Origin of the sequence: Polynucleobacter sp. 71A-WALBACH (genome assembly GCF_018882365.1) — a bacterium.
Taxonomy (GTDB): Bacteria; Pseudomonadota; Gammaproteobacteria; order Burkholderiales; family Burkholderiaceae; genus Polynucleobacter.
In genome coordinates, this window is the sequence record NZ_JACVOP010000001.1 from 840,251 (window position 1) to 860,436 (window position 20,186).

Here is a 20,186-nt window from a genome sequence, read left to right on the forward strand (position 1 = left end):
TATGCCGCGCTACCGATTTGAAGCCCTAACTTACGCTGGTAAGAGTGAGCGCGGAAGCGTTGATGGCGAGACTGTGCGTGCCGTTCGCCAGGCTCTGATGGCCAAGCAGTTAGTGCCAGTTAGCATTGAGTTGGAAACCGAATGGGGCAAGCAACGGTTCTGGAGTAAATGGTTTTCAGAAAACAAGCCCCTCAGTCGCGCTGATCTCACCCTGATTACCAAACAAGTAGCGATTTTGGTGCGATCCGGCGTGCAAATAGATGAGACCTTATCTGTGCTGGCCGAAGAGAGTAGTCAGGCGCACGTGAAGGCAGTATTACAGGCAGTAGTAGCCGAGCTGCGTGCGGGCTTACCTTTATCAAAGGCTATTGCCACACAACCTTTGTCATTCGACCCTTTGTACCAAGGCGTAGTTGGTGCGGCAGAGCAGTCAGGGAAGATGGGGCAAGTGTTAACTCAATTGGCTGAGTTTTTAGAGAAACGCCAAGCGCTCAAAAACAAGGCATTAGGCGCGCTGGCGTATCCAGCGATGTTAACTGGTGTGGCTTTCATGATTGTGTTGTTCTTGATGACCTATGTCGTACCCCAAATTGCGAGAGTGTTTCAGAGTACGAAGCAGGCCTTGCCTTTTTCAACTCGTTTTATCTTGGCACTTTCTGAGTTTCTAGTGAATTGGGGTTGGTTGCTCGTGATCGTGATTGTTGGTACGGTTTTTTATGCTCGTCGCGCTTTAGCAAAAGAGGATTTTCGTTTGAAGGTGGACCGCGTGCTATTGAATTTGCCTTTAATAGGACCCCTGCTCTTGGGATTTGAGACGGCGCGTTTTGCCAATACGATGGCGATGCTGGTGGCAGCGAATGTCCCTATTCTGACCGCCTTGCATAGTGCGCGCGATACCCTCAATAACACGGTCTTGCGTGCTGCGATTGATTCAACAGAAGGACGCTTGCGTGAGGGCAATAGCTTGGCTAGGGCTTTAGGTAGTCAGGGCGTGTTTTCACCGATCTTGATTCACTTGATCCGCTCAGGCGAGGCTTCAGGTAAGCTAGCTGAAATGCTGAAGTATGGCGCTGAGAATGCCGAGCTGGAGTCTGAACAAAAAACCAAAATATTTACAAGCTTGTTAGAGCCTTTGCTGATTTTGATCATGGGCTTGATGGTATTGGGAATTGTGATGGCGGTAATGCAGCCAATCTTAGAAATGAATTCAGGGGTGAGGTAATCAGATGCAAATACTAATCATGACTGGTCCACATAGTCGCGTTAGAGAGATCACGTTAACAGCACGCCACTTGGTGTTCGGTGGGGCTACTGTGCTGGCCTTATTGTGTGGCGCTAACTGGATGGTTAGTTCCGTAAATAATGAAACCAAAGACCTCTTGCATGCGATGGAGAAAAAAGAGCTTTTAGAGAAGCGCTTTATCGCAAACTCCGAAGATGATTACGAAACGAAGTTAATGGAATTACAGGCGCGCCTAGAAGATGCGCAGCGCAACCTCGATCAATTGGATGCCTTGCGTACTCAATTAATGCGCTCCAACGGTCAAGTCAGCGCAGTCAATCTTAGCAATGCGGACTTTGGTAATGCGCAGGGTGGCCCATTAAAGCCATCCAATGTCACTATCAATCTTGGTAATCAAGATGAGCAATACGGCGCGCGTTTAGATCGAACCGTTCAAGATTCCATCGCACTCAATGCACGTGTAAAAGATCTGCAGAAATCACTTACCCATACCTGGGATGTGGCGAACTCCATTCCGACGGCAGCGCCCTTACCTTTAATGCCGCAAGCATCTAGTGGTTTGGGTTACAGAGCTGATTCATTTACTGGCAAAGTCGCTTGGCATGAAGGTACGGACTTTCCAGCGGCTTATGGCACACCTATCCTCGCTACTGCTGACGGTACTGTAATCCGTGCGGCTTGGGATGAAGAATATGGCTATGTGGTTGATGTCCAGCACAAAAATGCCGTCATGACTCGCTACGCCCACGCCCAAGAACTCCTAGTAAAACCAGGTGACTTTGTGAGACAGGCGCAAGCCATTGCTAAGGTAGGTTCTACTGGTCGCTCAACTGGACCCCATTTGCATTACGAGGTGCTGAGAGATGGCCAGTCTCTAGCTAAGAATTAATTAGTACATCTGTCAGTACACCTATCAGTAAATCTTTTGCCCATTATTAAAAAACGAAATATTTTCATATGCATTTATCTATTCTTAAATTTCTGAGTGTTGCTAGCTTGCTGACTTTTTCAGCATTGAGTTTTGGTCAGCAGACTCCTATTTCAGCTCAATTTGAGTACGATCTCAAAATCACCGCCGACCCTTCTAAAAGGGCGGCATATTTGAAGCAATCGGGCGAGGCGCCTAGCCCTTATGAACAAGTGTTTAATTTGGTCAAAGGCTCGATGCAAGTTGCTACGGTCGTCGATAAGGTTGATATCAAGAAAGACCAATACCATATCAACTCCACAGGAACACTTTTGGCAGTGCTCTCAACCGTGCTACAGGATCAAAAGTTGATTCGGGATTCAGTTGGCGGCATGGGGGCTAATGGCATGCTGACCAATACCTATCAAGAGAAGCGGGGTAATACTGAATTACTCATCGCCAAGGTAGATACCCCAAAGAATGTGGTGAATTTCTATAAAGTTTCATCCCGTAGCGCTCCAACAGGAACTGCGCCTTACGCTGGTCGCTTATTAGATATGGTCACGGTAGGTTATCAATTTATTGGCCGTGATCTGCCCGCTAAATCAATCGTGTTACCAGTAACAGATGGCCGCTCGATCAAAAATTACACTTTGGTACGTGGCGAAGCTTGGGAATTTCCTTTTGATGGCGCTAAAGTAAAAGCAATTCGTTATTACAAAACTACCTCAAAGGATGATTCGGCTACCTTCGAGGTTTGGTTTTCGGAAAAAGAGCATGTGCCATTACGCTCTGTCATTGGTTTGAGTGATCAATATGGTGCAACTATTCAGGTTGACCTGAAAAAAGTTCCGAAACTGTAAAGAGATAGCTTGAGGCGAAAAAATCATGCAGGCTAGGACGCTTAAATTCATGATTGGCTTGGTGCTGATCTTATTTGTATTCTTGAGTATCTTGATCAGCCAGCTTTGTCAGCCACCACAAAATAATGCCGTAGTGGCCGCCGTATCTAATGCTTTTTCGGCACCCAATCCCATTCAAAAAAATGCCCCGCCAGATCCTTTATCTTGGGAGCCAGTGCTGCAGAAATTATTGATTTTTTTCTCTAAAGCTTGTCCGCGCTAACAAGTCATTATTGTTGGATTTTTCCTGCGGGCACTCTCACGATCACTAGTGGCGCACCCGATTTTCTGCTGGCTGTTGAGGTGTAGACCACTTCAGGTTTGTGATTCACGGACGCTGATGTTTTGATCTGATTGGGTGCTTTCAGGCGAATCTCTTTGAAAATGAAGGTATAGCGCTGCAGATCAGAGCCGGATTGTTTACCTTCAATTAAGAAAAGTAATTTTGGGTCTATAGAAATCCCGCTTTTACTCACCTCAAAATGTAAATGCGGGCCGGTAGATTTACCAGTGCTGCCGACAGTAGCAATTTGCTGTGATTGCTGAACGACATCACCCGCCTTCACCAGTAATTGGGCTGCATGCCCATAGCGTGTGACGACACCCTCGCCATGATCAATTTCGACCAGATTGCCATAGCCAGGAGCGTATGCGGAAAAAAGGATCGTACCCTTACCAGCAGCAAGAATTGGACTCCCTAATTGAGCGGGGATATCCAGACCATCATGATTTTCATGAAGGCCGGTAAAGGGGCCGATGCGATTTCCGTAATCACTGGAAATACTCGTACTTTTGATTTCTCGAACTGAACCTAAGATCGCAGGCTTAGAAGGTAGAGTCTCTAACATCGCCATAGCAATGGAGGGGTGCGCAGGATTCTGGGGCTCTGCCATCAACTTCTGACTCATCAGGCAGAGAGTCACCAAGATGCAGAATGGGATTTCTTTGGGTAGCGCTAAATACCTAGACATGCTTACTCATTACGGTACTAAGCTTAAAAACAGGAACTCAAAGAAGATAATCAAATGCACCACACCTTGTAGCTGGGTAGTTCTGCCAATCGCTAATGTGAGCCCGCCAATAAAGAAGGAAAGATACATGAGCGTCATATTGAGCGAGCTGATACCAAGACTAATCGGTAGATTAAAGAAGATCGCAAACGCAGCTACGGTAGGGATGGTTAGGCCAATACTGGCTAATGCTGACCCCAAGGCCAAGTTCAAACTGCTTTGTAGTCGATTGGCTTTAGCAGCCCTCACTGCCGCATAACCTTCAGGCAATAGAACGAGCATTGCAATCGCGATACCCACAACTGTCTTGGGTGCGCCCGCCGCTTTGACGCCAGCCTCAATAGCGGGGTTGAGTGCTTCGGCTAAGCCGACCACAACTGCAAGCGAGAGTAGGAGTAAAAAAACGCTGACAACGGTCTTGAGATTACTAGGGCGATCCGCATGTACTTCGATATCGGTTTTCTGATCTTCTGCTTTTGGTAAATAGTAGTCGCGGTGACTGACTGTTTGAAAAAAGATAAAAGCACCATACAAGGCAAAAGAAGCAATTCCGGCAAAAGCCAGCTGACTCTTTGTGAAGTCGGGGCCGGGAGTGCTGATGGTGACCATTGGCATGACGAGAATGAAAGTAGCTAAAGCAGTTAGCACTGCTAGGGCGGAGTTAGTACCTTCATTGCGGAAGGCCATTTCATGGTGCTTAAAGCCCCCCATAAAAATACACAAACCAATAACACCGTTAATCACAATCATGACAGTAGCAAAAACGGCATCACGCGCTATAAATTCAGAGCCTTCATGGCCGGCGAACATCATAGCAATGATCAGTGATACTTCAATAATGGTCACGCTGATCGCCAGCACTAAAGTTCCATAGGGCTCACCCGTTTTATGTGCGATCACTTCAGCATGGTGAACGGCAGATAAGACTGCGCCTATGAGTGTGACGCCCATTAAAGCGATAAACCAAGTTTGACTAAGGAGGGGCGCCAAGGAATGCATGAATATGACCTTTACGGTGAAAATCGCAATTGCTCGTTAATATAGAGAAATTCTATACAACTTAGATGAATCAACCCATTTTAAGGTGATTTATTGAGCGTATTGCCTCCCACTTGCTGAACCCCTATAAAGATCGATATGAAAGCAATTATTTTGTTTGGACATGGTGCCCGTGATGTTCGTTGGCGTGAGCCCTTTGATCGACTGGCATCGATGTGGAAGACGCAGCACCCCAATACTGCGGTTGAGCTGGCATTTTTAGAGCTAATGCAGCCTTCTCTAGAGCAAGCAGTCGCTTCTTTAAGTGCTGTTGGTGCAACCGAGGTAGTTGTGGTGCCAGTCTTTTTTGGCCAAGGAGGCCATTTACGCAATGACTTTCCGGTCCTACTGGAAGCTTGCCAAAAGCAGTTTCCTGCTATCAGCTTAAGCGCTCAGCCTGCTGTCGGTGAGGATCTCGCTGTCTTGCAGGCTATCGTTGATTTTGGCGCTCGAGCACTTCTCCCTTAAAGCTTCGCCGACCATGATCAAGGCAGGTGAACTGCCATCAAACCACTGATCTGCTTTTCCTAAAGCGAGCTCACCTAAGGTACTAGACCAATGGCGTTCTCTTGGAGTGCTTACAGCCTCCAAGATGTGTACTGGCGTATTAGCGCTGTGATTGCATTTGGCCTCTATTAGTTGCTGTGCAATCTGCGCAGCATCCTTGCGACCCATGTAATACACCAAGGTATCGGCATTGGGGGTTTGCAATGGTTGGAGAGATTGATCTTCAGAGAGAGGGGTATTTTCTGTACCTTGCGCTAGGGTGACAAATGCCACACTGCGAGATACTCCCCGTAGAGTTAAAGACTGCTGAATAGCTGCTGCACCCGCTAGTGCAGCGGTAATGCCTGGCACCACCTCAACAGCAATACCAAGCTCTTTGAGCGCTTGAATTTCTTCATCGGCGCGACCAAACATCATGGGATCCCCACCTTTGAGGCGCACGATGATTTGATATTTTTGAGCCGCATCAACTAAGCGCTTATTAATGAAGTGTTGAGCAGAAGAAAGCTTTCCACAACGCTTGCCAACAGGCTCTTGAATAGCTTGGGGGCATAGCTCTAACATGGCTGGCTCAACCAAGGCATCATGAAAAACAATATCTGCCTGTGCCAGTAGCTTTGCGCCACGCACGGTGATGAGGTCAGCGGCGCCAGGGCCGGCGCCAACCAAATACACTTTTCCGAGTTTGTTGATATTGCTCATGATCTGTCTATGCTGAGTCTATTTAGTTAGCTTCTTGAGTGCTGCGTTGATCGCGCCAACTATTCTGGGTAGTGACGCTAAAGAGATCAAACTGCTTTAGTCCGATAGCTAAGTTTTGATCGGGACGTAATTCAAAAGCGTCAAAACCTACGCGCGCACCTTGCAAGAGTTGATCGATCAATACATCCCCAATTGCCCTGACTTCACCTACCCAGGAAAAACGATCTCTTAGTAAGGCCGCGGTACTAAAGCTTCTGCCATCTCTAAAGATAGGGAAGTGCGCACCAACTACTGGCCAAAGACTTTTGCCTGCCTCAATGAGCTCGGCATGCTTGAGGATGTCGTCATCAGCAGCAAACCAAACGCCAATCTCACCTTTGTTTGCTCTCTCTATTACATCTGCATTCTTATGATGTGTAATCCACCAATGAAATGGCACCAATACCCTATGCAATCCATGCTCAAGATCGGGGATACCGCCTTCATCACGCTCGCCATCCCATACCTGCCATTCATTAGCAACTAGGGTGGGTTTGCCATCTTTGGGGAAAGAAATAATCTGCTGATTCATAGTTGTTCCATGATTAAGCCAACGCCCCTTTGGAATGTTTGCCATTGTTCTGATAGGCAGCCTCTTTGAATGGAGCTACACCTAGACGACGATAAGTCTCGATAAATGGCTCATCGCTTGTGCGGTGCTCGACATAGGTATTAATCAGGCTAGTCATCACATCAGGGATTTCATTGGCGTAGAAAGAAGGGCCAATCACTTTTCCAACGGAGGCATGATTGCCTTGCTCGCCACCTAAGGTGATTTGGTACCACTCTTCACCATCTTTATCGACACCCAAGACGCCAATATTACCAACGTGATGATGGCCGCAAGAATTAATGCAACCTGAAATATTTAAACTGATGTCACCTAAATCAAATAAGTAATCCAAGTCATCAAAGCGTTCTTGGATGGCTTTAGCGATCGGGAGTGACTTCGCATTAGCCAGTGAGCAGAAATCACCTCCTGGGCAGGCGATGATGTCAGTGAGCAATCCAATATTTGGAAGTGCTACATGTTGTTGCTTGGCAGCTTGCCAGAGCCCCAAGAGCTTAGATTGCTCGACATCAGCCAACACTAAGTTTTGCTCATGCGTGACCCGTAATTCACCAAAGCTATATTGATCAGCTAGATCGGCAATGGCATTCATCTGCGCACTAGTGGCATCACCAGGGGCAACGGTACCGTGTGGCTTGAGTGACAGAATTACGCTGGCATAACCTGGCACTTGATGTGGTTTCACATTACGCTCTAACCATCGAGCAAAGGCAGCTCTTTCCGTCTCGGGTGCGGCGGCTAGGATGGTTTCATTGCTTAATGCGCTGAACTGCTGATAGGCCGGCTTAGTAAAGTGCTGAGCAACACGTTCCCACTCAGCTTGTGTGAAATTGTCTTTGCCCTGTTTTGCTTCATTGTGAAGATGTAGCCACTCACCCTCAACCTGGCGGGCGAATTCTTCTGGACCTAAAGCCTTTACTAAAATCTTAATGCGGGCTTTGTAGAGATTGTCTCTTCTGCCAAAGCGGTTGTATACACGTAAGAGGGCAGTTAAGTAACTTGGTAAAACTTGCCATGGCAAACCTTGTTTAATTAATGAGCCGAGAATCGGCGTGCGACCCATACCGCCACCAGCATAAATGTCTGCAGTCAATTCGCCTGCGGCGTTTTTCTTGAGCTCAATGCCAACGTCGTGGCAAAGCAGCACAGTGCGATCTTCTTTGGCGCCATTGATTGCAAACTTAAATTTTCGTGGCAGATGAGCAAACTCGGGATGGAGGGTTGACCATTGACGTAGTAATTCACAAACGGGGCGCGGGTCAATGTATTCATCTGCAGCAACACCAGCAAAGGCATCACTAGTGATATTGCGAATACAGTTGCCCGATGTCTGAATCGCATGCATCTCTACCTTGGCTAACTCCGCCAAAATATCCGGAGTCTGCTCTAGCTCTACCCAGTTGTATTGAATATTTTGACGAGTAGTGAAGTGCCCATAACCGCGGTCGTACTTATCTGCAATGAAGGCTAGGGTACGTAATTGTTTAGCGCTCAGCAGCCCATAAGGGATGGCAACGCGCAACATGTAAGCATGGCGCTGATGGTAGAGGCCATTTTGCAACCGGAGCGGGCGAAACTCTTCTTCGGCCAAGGTGCCGTTTAGGCGTCGCTCAACCTGGTCTCGAAATTGGGTAACCCGTTGATCTACAAGGGTTTGGTCAATATGGTCATATTTATACATAGACCCGTATTGTCGAGGGGTAATGTTATTTCTACAAATAATTAAATATTGAGTCTATATAACCAAATTGATATAAAGAAATCACTTTTACTGGAAAGGCAAACTCTGCTTAAATAGGCCTCAATCCACTGGCAATCATGAAGCCGAGGGATTACCTAAAAAAACAATAATCGGAGACAAAATGAAGAAAGTGCTTATGGCGAGCATGCTTGCTAGCCTATTGGTCAATTCTGCGGCAGTTAGTGCGCAATCGACTAAACCACCATTACCTATGGCAAATTCAGCTGGACAGGGCTTTTCTCAAGAGGGCTTAAAGCGAATTGACACCTTCTTTGCAGACCAAGTAGCCAATAATCAAATGGCAGGGGCTGTTCTGGCCGTGGCCAAAAATGGCAAATTAAGCATCTATAAGCCTTATGGTTATCTAGATAAAAGTACGCAAAAGCCAATGACAACGGATGCCATCTTTAATTTGGCATCGATGACTAAGGTGATGGCTTCAGTAGGGGCTCTCACGTTTTATGAAGAGGGTAAGCTGCCCTTAAATGCGCCAATCTCCGATTGGCTTCCGCAGTTCAAGGACATGAAGGTGGGGCAGGTTGATGCGGATGGCAAGCTCACCACAGTTCCTGCCAAGAATCCAATCACGGTTCAGGATTTAATGCGTCACACCAATGGATTGACTTATGGGGGTCGAGGGGCAACTCCGATACACAAGTTCTATCCAGCTGGCTCAGCGCCTGCTGCGGCCAATTACACATCAGAAGAATTTATTAATAAGCTTGCGGCAGCGCCATTGTTATACGAGCCAGGAACCGCTTGGGACTATGGCTTTGGTATTGATGTGCTTGGTCTGATTGAGGAAAAAATTTCTGGTAAGTCATTGGGCGGCGTTTTACAAGAACGCGTTTGGAGTAAGGTTGGAATGCCCAATACGGTTTTCCAGTTAGCTGAAAAAGATCGCCCTCGTTTAGCGCAACCACTACCGATGGACCCTCTAACTGGTAAGCCCCAAAAGGTGGATATCCATACTCAGCAAGTGAAGTTTGATTGCGGAGGTTCGTGTGCTTATTCCACAGCAGGGGACTATGTTCGCTTTGGACAAATGTTGTTGAATGGTGGAAGTATTGATGGCAAGCGAGTCCTGGGGCCCCAGACAGTGGCCTTCATGACATCGAATCACCTCAACAAAGATATCAAAAATAATGTGAGTGGTACTGAGCCTGCCCGATTGGGGTATGGATTTGGTTTGGGTGTAGCGGTTCGAACTGAGCGTGGCCTGTCTGCCAATAATGGCAACATTGGCGACTACTCTTGGAATGGTGCTTACGGCACTATTTTCTGGGTTGATCCAAAGGAGCAATTAGTAGTCGTGATGATGGGCGTTGCTCCAGGCGAGATTCGGAAAATCCATCGTGAGAAGTTAAATGCTTTGATTTATGGTGCGCTTGAGAAATAAATTTATACAGTAACGCTGGTAATTAAAAAGCCCCGATCAGTCGGGGCTTTTTAATGGAAGCTATTACTCGCTCTAGAAACTAAATTCTCTGTAATGCCGATAGAGGTTGGCAATCGATGCAAAGCCCAGTACGACGATTAGTACTGCAAATAAGTAGTCGATGGTCAGGTAGGTAAAGATGCCCGTCTGAATAGCAACTGCGGCAGCAATAAAGGCGGCAAGTGCGCCCAATACAACTAGCTTGAAGTTCGGTATAAAAGCGCCCAGAGTAATGGCAACAAACAACAGAATGAGATCAGAAACCAGCTGATCAGCGATTAAGAAAATACTATTAGTGAACTCGGGATTAGTCAGCTTACCAACAATCGCGAGTACCAGAATGCTACCAAGTACTGCAAAGTTCAGCTTTGCTTTCTTGAGAATCGTGAGGAGTTGATCATTCATGATGGCGTAGCGCTTAAAGTATTTTAATAATTCGGGCTGCCATTGAATACCAGGCTGATACCAATCCACAAAAGAATAAAGGCGATCAAAATAGTAAAGCCAATTTTCTTTAGGAAGTATTCCAAAGTATCCATATAGGCTTCATCATTACGACCAAAGTATTTGTCAAAGCGCTTCCATACTAAGCGCCCTACGACGAGTGGCAGAAGCATAGCGATGATGCCGAAAACAACGGTAAAAGTAGTATCCATGTGAAGCTGCTATTCCTTATTGCTCAATTTAGTCATATTCCTAGCTGAAGGCAGGGAAGTCATACAGGATACAGGGGTTATTCACCAGAATGGTTTTTCTGAGGGCCGGGTCTTCCACCCATGAGCCAAAGAGGTCGCAGAGGTCTGCATCATGCGGCATTTGCTTTTTGACCATCACGTGCGGCCAATCGCTTCCCCAAACCAATCTGTTGGGATTGGCGTCTATGACCGCCTCATTGAATGGGCGCATATCGGCGTATGGAAGGTCTCCATCGCAAATACGATAAGGACCGGTCATTTTGACCCAAGCTTTTTCCTCGCGGAGTAATTGAAGTAGTCCTTGAAAGCCTGGATTATTTATCCCATGTTTCGAATGGGTATATCCAAAATGCCCGAACACCACATCGACTGGAAAATTCGTAAAGGTTTTTGCTAGGTCAGGATATTCATTGGCATGCATGAGTAATTCCAAATGCCATCCAAGCGGTGCAATTCGCTCCGCCAAATAAGTCAGCTCTTGTATGGGTAGACCAGCAGACTTATCGGCAACATCGACGACATTACAACGAATCCCTCGAACGCCAGATTGATGAAGCTTTTCAAGTTCAGCATCTGCAATATCGCTATCGATTACTGCAACTCCCCGAAATTTTTCAGGATTGGAGGTGAGTGCCGCTAGCATTGCGCGGTTATCAGTTCCATAGACGCTTGGTTGAACTAGTACCGAGCGATCAACGCCGAGCATGCGTAATAGGAAGTCGTATTGCTCTACGGTAGCATCTGGCGGCGTATAGATCCGCTCGCTTGAATAGGGGAATTGCTGCTCGGGGCCGCACACATGAGCATGGCAATCTACTGCACCCGCTGGAAAGACAATTTTTGGAGATCGAATTTCTGGATCGGGTGCCTGGCAGGGAGGTGCGGAGTGAGTTGAGTTCAATTTACTGAGGTTCGATGTTTGCGTCTTTAGCAATTTTTTGATACTTAGCCATTTCATCACGCACAAATTTACCGAATTCTTGCTGACTCATTGGTGTGGCTTTAATACCCTTGGAGTCGTAAGCAGTTTTTACTTCAGGACTTTGCATTGCCAAATTAATGTCTTGGTTAATCTTTTTCACAATCGCCGGCGGGGTCCCTGCAGGAGCCCACACACCAAACCAGAGGCCAATCTCAAAGTTAGCGTAGCCTTGCTCAGCAATGCTCGGAATCTCTGGAACTGCAGCATTACGTGTTTTGCTAGTCACGCCTAGTGCGCGCAGTTTGCCGCCCTTAAGTTGACCAATTGCGGTATCGAGTGGCGCCATATAAAAAGCGGTTCGCCCTGACATGGTGTCCTGAATCGCTTCAGGGGAGCCTTTGTAAGGAACATGGATTAATTTGATGCCCATCATCTGATTGAAATACTCAGCCGCTAGATGGGTTGAGCTACCAACACCTGCTGAAGCAAAAGTAATTTCATCAGGCTTAGATTTGGCTGCAATCACAAGGTCTCGAATCGTCTGATAAGGGCTATCTGCGGCGGTGATCATGACATAGGGAGTTTGACCCAGAATAGCTACATCAATCAAGCTTTTGAGTGGGTCATATGGGAGCTTCTTATAGATTGCTGGATTAGCCGCATAGGAGGCCGACTGCACTAGCAAGGTATAGCCGTCTGGTTCGGCATTCACCACTACCCCGGTACCAATTAAACCTCCGGCACCAGGCCGGTTCTCAATGATGACGGATTGTTTCCAGGTTTCGGTCAAACTTTTAGCGACAACGCGTCCTGCAATATCGGCACCAGAGCCAGTAGTTAAAGGAACTACCATTTTGACTGTGCGACTTGGAAAGCTTTGGGCATAAGCTGCACCACCTATGAGGCTGATGCTGGTAAGTGCAGTGAATAGCAGATTGGGAATGCGACGGACTAAACGGCTTGAGGTCAGCATGATGTCTCCTTAATATAATTTTTATAGTTTCGTTGGATAATCTAACACGCTCCTCTCGAGATCTCCATGATCAAGATGGGGTAAATAAAAATAGTCAAAAAGATGGGAAACAGAGACAAATGAGCCAGACACCAGAAAAACAGATCATTCAGGTAAACGGGATTGATATTGCTTATCGTCTTGACGGGCCAGAAAATGGTCACGTCATCTTGATGGCCAATAGCCTGATGTCTGATTGCAGCATGTGGGACTGGAATGTTCCGGCGCTAGCAGATCGTTATCGAGTACTGCGCTTCGATAAGCGAGGACATGGTGGTTCTGAGACAACGCCTGCGCCGTATAGCATTCCTCAGTTGGCTGATGACACGGTTGCTTTGTTGGATGCACTCAAGATTGATAAGGTGCATTTCATTGGCCTATCGATGGGCGGCATGATTGGTCAGCAATTGGGTGCTCGCTACCCAGAGCGTGTTTATTCCCTATCTTTGTGTGACACCGCTAGTGAGATGCCTCCTCGCGCTCTGTGGGAGAATCGTTTTGCGATCGCCCGTAAGGAGGGTATTGCTGGTTTGGTAGACGGCACGATTCAGCGTTGGTTTACTGCGCCATTTATCGCTCGCGCACCAAAAGACATAGAAAAAGTACGCCAGATGATCTTGGGTACTGAACTTGAGGGTTATTTAGGTTGCGCAAGTGCAGTACGAGATATGGCGCAAACTACGATGCTGCTCAAAATTAAGGCGCCTACACTGATTTTGACTGGACGCCAAGATCCAGCCTGTACGGTAGATCAGGCAATTGTGCTCAACCGTATGATTGACGGCTCTAAGATGGTTATTTTGGAAGATGCGGCACATTTATCCAATATTGAGCAGCCTGAATTATTTAATCGTACAGTCCGAGAATTTATTGATACAGTAGATGACACTTTGTAGGAGATTGAAATGACTGAATTATCCGTAGCCCAAATTAAAGAAATTCGTACCGCTGTTCTCGGCGCTGCCGCAAAAGTACCTGGCGCACTCATTGGCATGGGAATTCTTTTTATTGCTTTAGGCATGATTGGCGTTGCAGGTCAGACCTTGTTCTCATTTGTCACGATTAATATCTTGGGTGCATTCTTGATCTTTGGTGGTGCATTGCAATTTGCTCATGCACTGAAGTCATCAGGCTGGAAGAGTGTTTCTATTCAGGTGGTTTTAGCAATTCTTTATATTGCTGCTGGTATTTATACCTGGGCCTTTCCTATCCCCGCTTTAGAGGCAATTACTTTGTGGCTAGCTGCCATCTTTTTTGTAACTGGCTTCTTGCGCTTGATCTCCGCATTTCAGCACCGTCATTTCCGTGAATGGTTCTGGTTGGTATTGTCTTCAGCGATCTCCATCTTGATGGGCGTGCTCATCATGAATGGCTACCCACAAACCAGCTTGTGGTTGCCTGGCTTGCTCATCGCAATTGAATTGCTTTTGCAGGGCTGGTCTTTATTGTTCTTGGGCTTGGCAGCACGCTCAATAACCAAATAAGTAAAGTTACATTGCAATGAAAAAAACCGACCTCTATAAAAACCTAGCCCTGGCAACTGCACAGCGCATGAAAAATGCGACCAAGGTGCCCAAGCCAGGTGCAGCGGAGGATGTCGCCAAGACCAAGAAAGAGCTCGCTGATAGCAATCCCTTGCTTGCTTCTTTAATGGGTAAGGCAAAGTCCAAGGAATCCAAATAGTCACTCAATTGCTTAAATTGAGCGGCAACCCAGTTCTACTTTGAAGCAAGTCAAATCACTTTTCTTAATTGATTTTCTTAAGGTCTTCGCAGCTCTTTTGATTATTCTGCATCATCTATCTAGCTATGGTCAGATAGCGGTAGATGCGCGCTTAGTATTGCCAGGAATAATGACTTACTTATTTGAGTATGGTCGTTATGCAGTGCAGATCTTTTTGGTGATGGCGGGGTATTTAGCAACCCAGTCGCTGACAAGATTTACGAATGCGAAATTCAGTAGCCAAAATTTACTACGCGTGATCATTAATCGGTATCTGCGTTTGTTTGCGCCTTATATTGCGGCTTTGATTTTTACTATTCTCTGCGCCTGGACTGCCCGCTTTTGGGTTAATGATGAATTTGTTGGTCAGACAGAGACCTTGGGCCAATTTATCGCCCACTTATTTTTCTTGCAAGGCATCCTAGGTCTTGACTCGATCTCTGCTGGTGCTTGGTATGTGGCAATCGATTGGCAGCTTTATTCTGTATTGGCTGTTCTCCTGATTTCTTTTTCTTCGTATCAGGCTTTCATTTGGCTCATCAGTATTGCAGCGGTAAGTTCCTTGCTGTACTTCAATCGCTCTGATCAATATGAGGCTTACTTTATTTATTTCATTGGCTCTTACGGCCTAGGTGTCTTGGCTTATCTCGCTAAGAACTTTGCTGACAAGAAGATCCAGGGCCTAGCTAAGTTTTCGCTCATTGCTATCGGGGTGATTATTGCGCTCTCTACATTGCAACAGGTTTGGCTACGCAACTTCTTGGCCTGGTTTGTGGCCTTACTATTATTTGTCTGGGGTAATGCTACTTATCCGAGTGTTAGGGCTTCGGCTCATGGGGTGCAAGCATGGGCACTACGAGCTATTGCCTGGGCTAGCCCACGCTCTTACTGCGCGTTTTTAATTCACTTTGCTTTTATCTTGTTGGCGAATACTTTATATATTGCTTCTGGGTTGCATGCTCATGAGAGTGGGTTAATTGCAATTAGTCTTATGTTGGTAGTGCTGGTGTGTAGTGGTATTGCGGCAAACTATTTATATCGCTGGGTTGAGATTCCCTCAGCCAAACTCAAGATCTAAGGCAACAGCTTAAATTCCCATGTCCTTTAGTACGCGGAAAATTTCTCGATAAGCCTTAGGGGGTTTATTGGTTTCTTTTTCTTTGCGGGCATTGCGGATGAGAGTGCGCATGTTCTGAATATCCATGTCGGGATATTCTTCGATCATCTTAGTGAATGTTTCATCATTAGCAATCAAACGGTCGCGATAAGACTCCAGATAGTGGAGTTTGGCGGTTTCTGCTTTGCTCACGCCTTGAATGGCGTCTAAACGCTTTTGAATGGTATCTAGCTCTTCATCATCTAGAAAGCGCATCAGCTTACCAAGGTACTGCTTGTGACGACGAATCGCCTCAAAACTTTTAATCTTGTTGGTTTCCGCAATTGCAGCCTTGATAGCCTCATCCATAGGAATCGTCTTTAAAGCATCACTACTGAGCGCTGCCAGAACCTCGGCCAGCTTTTGGCGCTCAGTCATCTGGCGCTTTAGCTCGGATTTGCTGGGCCCCTGATCAGGATCTTCTTTCTTGGGGGTTCGGTTCTTTTCATTGACATGCATAGGACTATTTTAGACGGGTATTTGCTATTTCAAGCTGAATTGCCCAATTTCTTCCCATCTATAGAAGATGGTAAATAATAGAGCTTGAAAATAGGCATCTATAAAATTAGAGACATGAGTACAGTAAGCCAACAAAATACCTACGACTTCATCATCATTGGCGCCGGTAGCGCCGGCTGCATGTTGGCCAAGCGCCTGACTGAGAGCCCCGCTAAACGCGTGCTCTTAATTGAGGCTGGTAAGAATGACAACTACATTTGGATACATGTACCTGTAGGTTATTTGTACTGCATCGATAATCCAAGGGCAGATTGGCGCTTTAAGACTGCTGCTGAAAAAGGCTTAAATGGGCGCTCACTACTCTATCCACGTGGCAGAGTACTCGGTGGCTGTTCATCTATCAACGGCATGATCTATATGCGGGGTCAAGAGGGTGATTACGCCACTTGGGTTAATGCGACGGGTGATGAGTCTTGGTCCTGGGAGAATGCCTTAAGACGCTATAAGTCATTTGAGGACTATCACGGTGCTGCTAATCAATGGCACAGTAAAGGCGGCGAGTGGACGGTATCTCGGCAGCGTTTGCGCTGGCCCATCATGGATATCTTTAAGCAAGCAGCTGTGGAGGCGGGTATTCTGGCATCGGATGACTTTAACCAAGGCGATAACTTTGGCGTGGGCTACTTTGATGTGAGTCAGCGCAAAGGCTGGCGGCTCAATACCTCCAAAGCATTTTTGCGTGATGCAGCTAAGCGATCCAATCTCACTGTGATTACTGAGGCTGTAGTGAATAAGTTATTGATCGATCCCAATAGTAAAGATTGCTACGGAGTTCAATACATCAAAGATGGCAAAACTACTGAAGCGCTTTGCGATGTCGACAATCAAGGCGAAGTCATTCTAAGTGCAGGTGCAATCGGTAGCGTGCAGATCTTAGAACGCTCGGGTATCGGTTCAGCTGCGCATCTCAATAAGCTGGGGATTGCGGTGAATGCTGATTTGCCAGGTGTAGGTGAGAATTTGCAAGACCATCTGCAATTGCGGATGATTTACAAAGTCAATGGTATTCAGACTTTAAATACTAAAGCGAACTCCCTGTTAGGAAAGTTGCTCATTGGAATGGAGTATGTGTTTAAGCGCTCAGGCCCGATGTCAATGGCTCCTTCACAGCTTGGTGCTTTTGCCTATAGCTCACCCGATCAACCTTCAGCAAATTTGGAGTATCACGTTCAGCCTTTATCGCTGGAGAAATTTGGTGAAGACTTGCATGCCTTTAATGCAATTACTGCGAGCGTTTGCAACTTGCGCCCGACATCTCGCGGTAGTGTGCACATCAGCTCGCTTGATCCGGAGGCGCCTCCAATCATTGCGCCCAACTATTTATCGACAGATGAGGATCGTCAGGTCGCCGCAGACTCATTGCGTCTTACGCGCAAGATTGTGGAGAGTCCCGCACTGAAGCCGTATATGCCAGATGAATATAAGCCCGGCAAACAATATCAAACTGATCAAGAATTAATTAAGGCTGCTGGCGATATTGGAACGACTATTTTCCATCCAGTGGGCACATGCAAGATGGGGCGCGCTGACGATCCAATGGCTGTACTGGATTCTGAGCTGAGAGTCAGAGGAGTTCATCATCTCAGAGTGGTTGATGCATCTGCGATGCCAACCATCACCTCGGGGAACACTGCGGCGCCCACCATGATGATTGCGCAACGCGCCGCGGAATTACTCACTGGTGAATAACTCACCCCATCTCACCACAAAGCAAAGCTATCAATTACCAGCTAGCCATTTACTGCTAGCGTTAGCGATTGTCGCGGTATGGGGTACTAACTTTGTAGTCATTAAAGTTTCATTAGCAAGCTTTCCACCTTTTTTGTTTGCGGCATTGCGGTATACCTTTGCTTTGTTACCCCTAGTCTTTTTTATGCCTAGACCAAAGGTTTCCTGGATGAACCTTTGCGTTTATGGACTTGCAGTTGGAGTGGGGCAGTTCGGTGTGTTGTATTTTGCGATTGATGGCCGCATTTCCCCTGGGTTGGCTTCCTTGGTGATTCAGACACAAGTATTTTTTACTATTGGCTTTGCCATGTTCTTTGCAAAAGAGGGGCTGAGGCGCTATCAGGCCGTAGCGGTTTTAATAGCAATGACGGGTCTTGGAATTATTGCGCTGCACACAGATGCGACGACTACTTTCCTAGGGCTGGCTTTGGTGGTGTTTACCGGGTTTTCTTGGGGTGTTGCCAATACCACTAGTCGTCGGGCCGGCTCAATCAATATGCTCTCTTATGTGGTTTGGGCTAGCGCCTTTGCTATTCCACCCTTGTTTGCCATCTCCCTAATGTTTGAAGGCGGGTTGGAACAGATGAGCCTCTCAATAGTTGAAGCCCCTTTGGGGGCATGGGCTGGCGTGCTTTGGCAGTCGTGGGGCAACACCTTGTTTGGCTATGCGGCTTGGGGCTGGTTACTCTCTAAACATCCAGCCGCAGTAGTTGCCCCGGCCCCACTCTTAGTACCCATTTTTGGAATGGGGGCTTCAGCCTTCTTTTTAGGTGAAGCCTTACCAAGCTGGAAAGTGATGGCCGCAGGTTTAGTGATCGCTGGACTTGTGGTGAATCTCTTTTGGCCCAGTTTGCGGGTACAAATTGCTAAGTATTTTTAGAAACGACTTTATCTTCTTGGGCTAATGTAAAACCCTAATACAAACCCCTTTTTTTGCCCCTGCATTGACTGTAAGATGGATATTCGTTTCAAGTTGTACCTAAAAAAGATTTTATTTAATTAGCATTTTTAGTCATGGAGACTTTATGAATATTCGTCATCACATTTTTGCAGTAGCTGCAGCTGCAATGCTCACAACCGGCGCATATGCTGCCGATATTAAAGTTGGTGTTATTGGCCCATACACAGGTGGCTCATCCTCAATGGGTGTGAGTATGCGTGATGGTGTGCGTCTTGCTACCAAGGAAATCAATGCTGCTGGTGGTATCAATGGCAACAAGATTGTTTTAGTTGAGCGTGACGACGAAGCTAAAAACGAGCGTGGTGTACAAATCACCCAAGAATTTATTAATAACGAAAAAGTAGTAGCTACTCTTGGTTACATTAATACTGGTGTTGCTTTGGCTTCACAGCGTTTCTATCAAGAAGCGAAGATTCCAGTGTTGAACAACGTTGCTACGGGTTCGTTGATTACTCATCAATTCCCTAATGCATCAGAAAACTACGTTTTCCGTAATGCGGCTGCCGACAATATTCAGGCTCCAATGATCGCTAAAGAAGCAGTTGAGAAGCGTGGCTTGAAGAAAGTGGCGATTTTGGCTGATTCCACAAACTACGGCCAGTTGGGCCGCGAGGACTTAGAAAAGGCTTTGAAGGGCTATGGCGTAACTCCAGTTGCTGTTGAGAAATTCAACATTGGTGACGTGGATATGACTTCACAGTTGCTCAAAGCAAAAAATGCTGGTGCTGATGTAGTTTTGACTTACGCAATTGGACCTGAGTTGGCGCAAATTGCTAACGGTATGGCGAAATTAGGCTGGAAAAAGCCAATGATTGGTTCTTGGACTTTGTCTATGGCTAGCTTTATTGATACTGCTGGTAAGAATGGTAACGGCGCAACAATGCCACAGACTTATATTCAAACGCCAGCAACGACTGCTAAGCGCAAAGCCTTTTTGGATGCTTACTTGAAAGAGTTCAAGCCAAAAAATAACAACATCGCTTCCCCAGTATCAGCAGCTCAAGGTTACGACTCTGTTTACCTCTTGGCGGCTGCTATTAAGCAAGCTGGCAGCACAGAGGGACCAAAGATTTTGGCTGCACTTCAGGATCTCAAGGCTCCGGTTGATGGTGTTGTGATTACTTACAACAAGCCATTTAGCGCGACTAATCACGAGGCTATTTCTGCTAAAGACGTAGTGATGGGCGTGGTTGAGAATGGTCGTGTCGAGTTCTTGAATGCTGAGGATGCAACAGCTAAGAAGAAGTAATTGAAGTTAAAAGCTGCGGGCAAGATCATTATTTATTTTGCACTGCAACATTTGTGAGATCAAAGCGCCGCCCAAAAAGCGGCGTTTTGCTTACAATGTCGAATTCGTTAATAAAACAGTTTTA

At 46.5% G+C, this 20,186-nt stretch carries 23 protein-coding genes; 13 read left to right on the plus strand and 10 right to left on the minus strand.

Annotated features, from left to right (window positions below):
- Position 1 precedes the first annotated feature (1 nt).
- The 4 genes from gspF to ICN42_RS04365 all read left to right on the plus strand — a co-directional run bounded on the left by gspF (position 2) and on the right by ICN42_RS04365 (position 3,275).
- The gene (gene gspF / locus ICN42_RS04350) at positions 2-1,222 is read left to right on the plus strand and encodes a type II secretion system inner membrane protein GspF (protein WP_216251404.1); all 1,221 of its coding nucleotides are present in this window, start codon (positions 2-4) and stop codon (positions 1,220-1,222) included.
- Between the two features lie 4 nt (positions 1,223-1,226).
- Complete coding sequence (locus tag ICN42_RS04355) at positions 1,227-2,132, plus strand: peptidoglycan DD-metalloendopeptidase family protein (RefSeq protein ID WP_255539235.1); 906 nt, start codon at positions 1,227-1,229, stop codon at positions 2,130-2,132.
- A 68-nt stretch (positions 2,133-2,200) separates the two neighbouring features.
- Positions 2,201-3,013 carry a DUF3108 domain-containing protein gene (locus ICN42_RS04360; RefSeq protein WP_216251408.1) on the plus strand — a complete coding sequence of 271 codons (813 nt, stop codon included), beginning with the start codon at positions 2,201-2,203 and terminating at the stop codon, positions 3,011-3,013.
- A gap of 25 nt (positions 3,014-3,038) precedes the next feature.
- Positions 3,039-3,275: a hypothetical protein gene (locus ICN42_RS04365; protein WP_216251411.1), complete on the plus strand. Its 237-nt coding sequence runs from the start codon at positions 3,039-3,041 to the stop codon at positions 3,273-3,275.
- Between the two features lie 7 nt (positions 3,276-3,282).
- On the opposite strand, the gene ICN42_RS04370 is transcribed toward ICN42_RS04365, so the two are convergent.
- Positions 3,283-4,023, minus strand: a complete 741-nt coding sequence (locus tag ICN42_RS04370) for a M23 family metallopeptidase (RefSeq protein WP_216251414.1) — start codon at positions 4,021-4,023, stop codon at positions 3,283-3,285.
- A 9-nt stretch (positions 4,024-4,032) separates the two neighbouring features.
- Positions 4,033-5,061 (minus strand): calcium:proton antiporter, encoded by a 1,029-nt coding sequence (locus ICN42_RS04375; protein WP_216251417.1) that lies wholly within the window; start codon positions 5,059-5,061, stop codon positions 4,033-4,035.
- Positions 5,062-5,199: 138 nt separating this feature from the next.
- Between ICN42_RS04375 and ICN42_RS04380 the strand changes: the two genes are divergently transcribed.
- The gene (locus ICN42_RS04380) at positions 5,200-5,568 is read left to right on the plus strand and encodes a sirohydrochlorin chelatase (RefSeq protein WP_216251422.1); all 369 of its coding nucleotides are present in this window, start codon (positions 5,200-5,202) and stop codon (positions 5,566-5,568) included.
- On the opposite strand, the gene cobA is transcribed toward ICN42_RS04380, so the two are convergent.
- The 3 genes from cobA to ICN42_RS04395 are packed head-to-tail and all read right to left on the minus strand — an operon-like array spanning position 5,485 to position 8,600.
- Positions 5,485-6,309 carry a uroporphyrinogen-III C-methyltransferase gene (gene cobA / locus ICN42_RS04385; protein WP_216251425.1) on the minus strand — a complete coding sequence of 275 codons (825 nt, stop codon included), beginning with the start codon at positions 6,307-6,309 and terminating at the stop codon, positions 5,485-5,487. The two genes, ICN42_RS04380 and cobA, sit on opposite strands and share 84 nt — an antisense overlap.
- 22 nt (positions 6,310-6,331) lie before the next feature.
- Positions 6,332-6,880 (minus strand): DUF934 domain-containing protein, encoded by a 549-nt coding sequence (locus ICN42_RS04390; protein ID WP_216251428.1) that lies wholly within the window; start codon positions 6,878-6,880, stop codon positions 6,332-6,334.
- Positions 6,881-6,893: 13 nt separating this feature from the next.
- The gene (locus ICN42_RS04395) at positions 6,894-8,600 is read right to left on the minus strand and encodes a nitrite/sulfite reductase (protein ID WP_216251432.1); all 1,707 of its coding nucleotides are present in this window, start codon (positions 8,598-8,600) and stop codon (positions 6,894-6,896) included.
- A 181-nt stretch (positions 8,601-8,781) separates the two neighbouring features.
- Here ICN42_RS04395 and ICN42_RS04400 point away from each other — a divergent pair, with 181 nt between their 5' ends.
- Positions 8,782-10,059, plus strand: a complete 1,278-nt coding sequence (locus tag ICN42_RS04400; protein WP_216251434.1) for a serine hydrolase — start codon at positions 8,782-8,784, stop codon at positions 10,057-10,059.
- Between the two features lie 72 nt (positions 10,060-10,131).
- Here the strand turns inward: ICN42_RS04400 and ICN42_RS04405 are convergent, their stop codons facing one another.
- From ICN42_RS04405 to ICN42_RS04420, 4 genes are read right to left on the minus strand one after another with little or no spacing between them, the layout of a single operon-like run.
- Positions 10,132-10,503 carry a hypothetical protein gene (locus tag ICN42_RS04405; protein WP_216251438.1) on the minus strand — a complete coding sequence of 124 codons (372 nt, stop codon included), beginning with the start codon at positions 10,501-10,503 and terminating at the stop codon, positions 10,132-10,134.
- A gap of 23 nt (positions 10,504-10,526) precedes the next feature.
- Positions 10,527-10,754, minus strand: coding sequence for a hypothetical protein (locus tag ICN42_RS04410; RefSeq protein ID WP_216251441.1), 228 nt, complete (start codon positions 10,752-10,754; stop codon positions 10,527-10,529).
- Positions 10,755-10,794: 40 nt separating this feature from the next.
- A complete protein-coding gene (locus ICN42_RS04415) occupies positions 10,795-11,727 on the minus strand; it encodes an amidohydrolase (RefSeq protein WP_216251456.1) in 933 nt (310 codons plus the stop codon).
- Positions 11,696-12,688 carry a tripartite tricarboxylate transporter substrate binding protein gene (locus ICN42_RS04420; RefSeq protein WP_216251470.1) on the minus strand — a complete coding sequence of 331 codons (993 nt, stop codon included), beginning with the start codon at positions 12,686-12,688 and terminating at the stop codon, positions 11,696-11,698. Before ICN42_RS04420 ends, ICN42_RS04415 begins: the two co-directional genes overlap by 32 nt.
- Before the next feature lie 119 nt (positions 12,689-12,807).
- Between ICN42_RS04420 and pcaD the strand changes: the two genes are divergently transcribed.
- Genes pcaD through ICN42_RS04440 form a run of 4 tightly spaced genes read left to right on the plus strand, consistent with a single transcriptional unit; the run spans position 12,808 to position 15,527 of the window.
- Complete coding sequence (gene pcaD / locus ICN42_RS04425) at positions 12,808-13,623, plus strand: 3-oxoadipate enol-lactonase (RefSeq protein ID WP_216251473.1); 816 nt, start codon at positions 12,808-12,810, stop codon at positions 13,621-13,623.
- A 9-nt stretch (positions 13,624-13,632) separates the two neighbouring features.
- Positions 13,633-14,211 carry an HdeD family acid-resistance protein gene (locus ICN42_RS04430; RefSeq protein ID WP_216251476.1) on the plus strand — a complete coding sequence of 193 codons (579 nt, stop codon included), beginning with the start codon at positions 13,633-13,635 and terminating at the stop codon, positions 14,209-14,211.
- Between the two features lie 16 nt (positions 14,212-14,227).
- On the plus strand, positions 14,228-14,410 hold the full coding sequence (locus ICN42_RS04435; protein ID WP_216251477.1) for a hypothetical protein: 183 nt from the start codon (positions 14,228-14,230) through the stop codon (positions 14,408-14,410).
- A gap of 40 nt (positions 14,411-14,450) precedes the next feature.
- Positions 14,451-15,527, plus strand: a complete 1,077-nt coding sequence (locus tag ICN42_RS04440) for an acyltransferase (RefSeq protein ID WP_216251480.1) — start codon at positions 14,451-14,453, stop codon at positions 15,525-15,527.
- Between the two features lie 9 nt (positions 15,528-15,536).
- Here ICN42_RS04440 and yjgA read toward each other — a convergent pair whose 3' ends face one another.
- The gene (gene yjgA, locus ICN42_RS04445; protein ID WP_216251483.1) at positions 15,537-16,064 is read right to left on the minus strand and encodes a ribosome biogenesis factor YjgA; all 528 of its coding nucleotides are present in this window, start codon (positions 16,062-16,064) and stop codon (positions 15,537-15,539) included.
- Between the two features lie 114 nt (positions 16,065-16,178).
- Here yjgA and ICN42_RS04450 point away from each other — a divergent pair, with 114 nt between their 5' ends.
- The 3 genes from ICN42_RS04450 to ICN42_RS04460 all read left to right on the plus strand — a co-directional run bounded on the left by ICN42_RS04450 (position 16,179) and on the right by ICN42_RS04460 (position 20,062).
- Positions 16,179-17,813 carry a GMC family oxidoreductase gene (locus tag ICN42_RS04450; protein WP_216251485.1) on the plus strand — a complete coding sequence of 545 codons (1,635 nt, stop codon included), beginning with the start codon at positions 16,179-16,181 and terminating at the stop codon, positions 17,811-17,813.
- Complete coding sequence (locus ICN42_RS04455; protein WP_216251488.1) at positions 17,806-18,732, plus strand: EamA family transporter; 927 nt, start codon at positions 17,806-17,808, stop codon at positions 18,730-18,732. The genes ICN42_RS04450 and ICN42_RS04455 overlap by 8 nt, the downstream gene beginning before the upstream one ends.
- 145 nt (positions 18,733-18,877) lie before the next feature.
- Entirely contained in the window at positions 18,878-20,062 is a 1,185-nt protein-coding gene (locus tag ICN42_RS04460; RefSeq protein ID WP_216251491.1) for an ABC transporter substrate-binding protein, read from the plus strand.
- Positions 20,063-20,186: the final 124 nt, after the last annotated feature.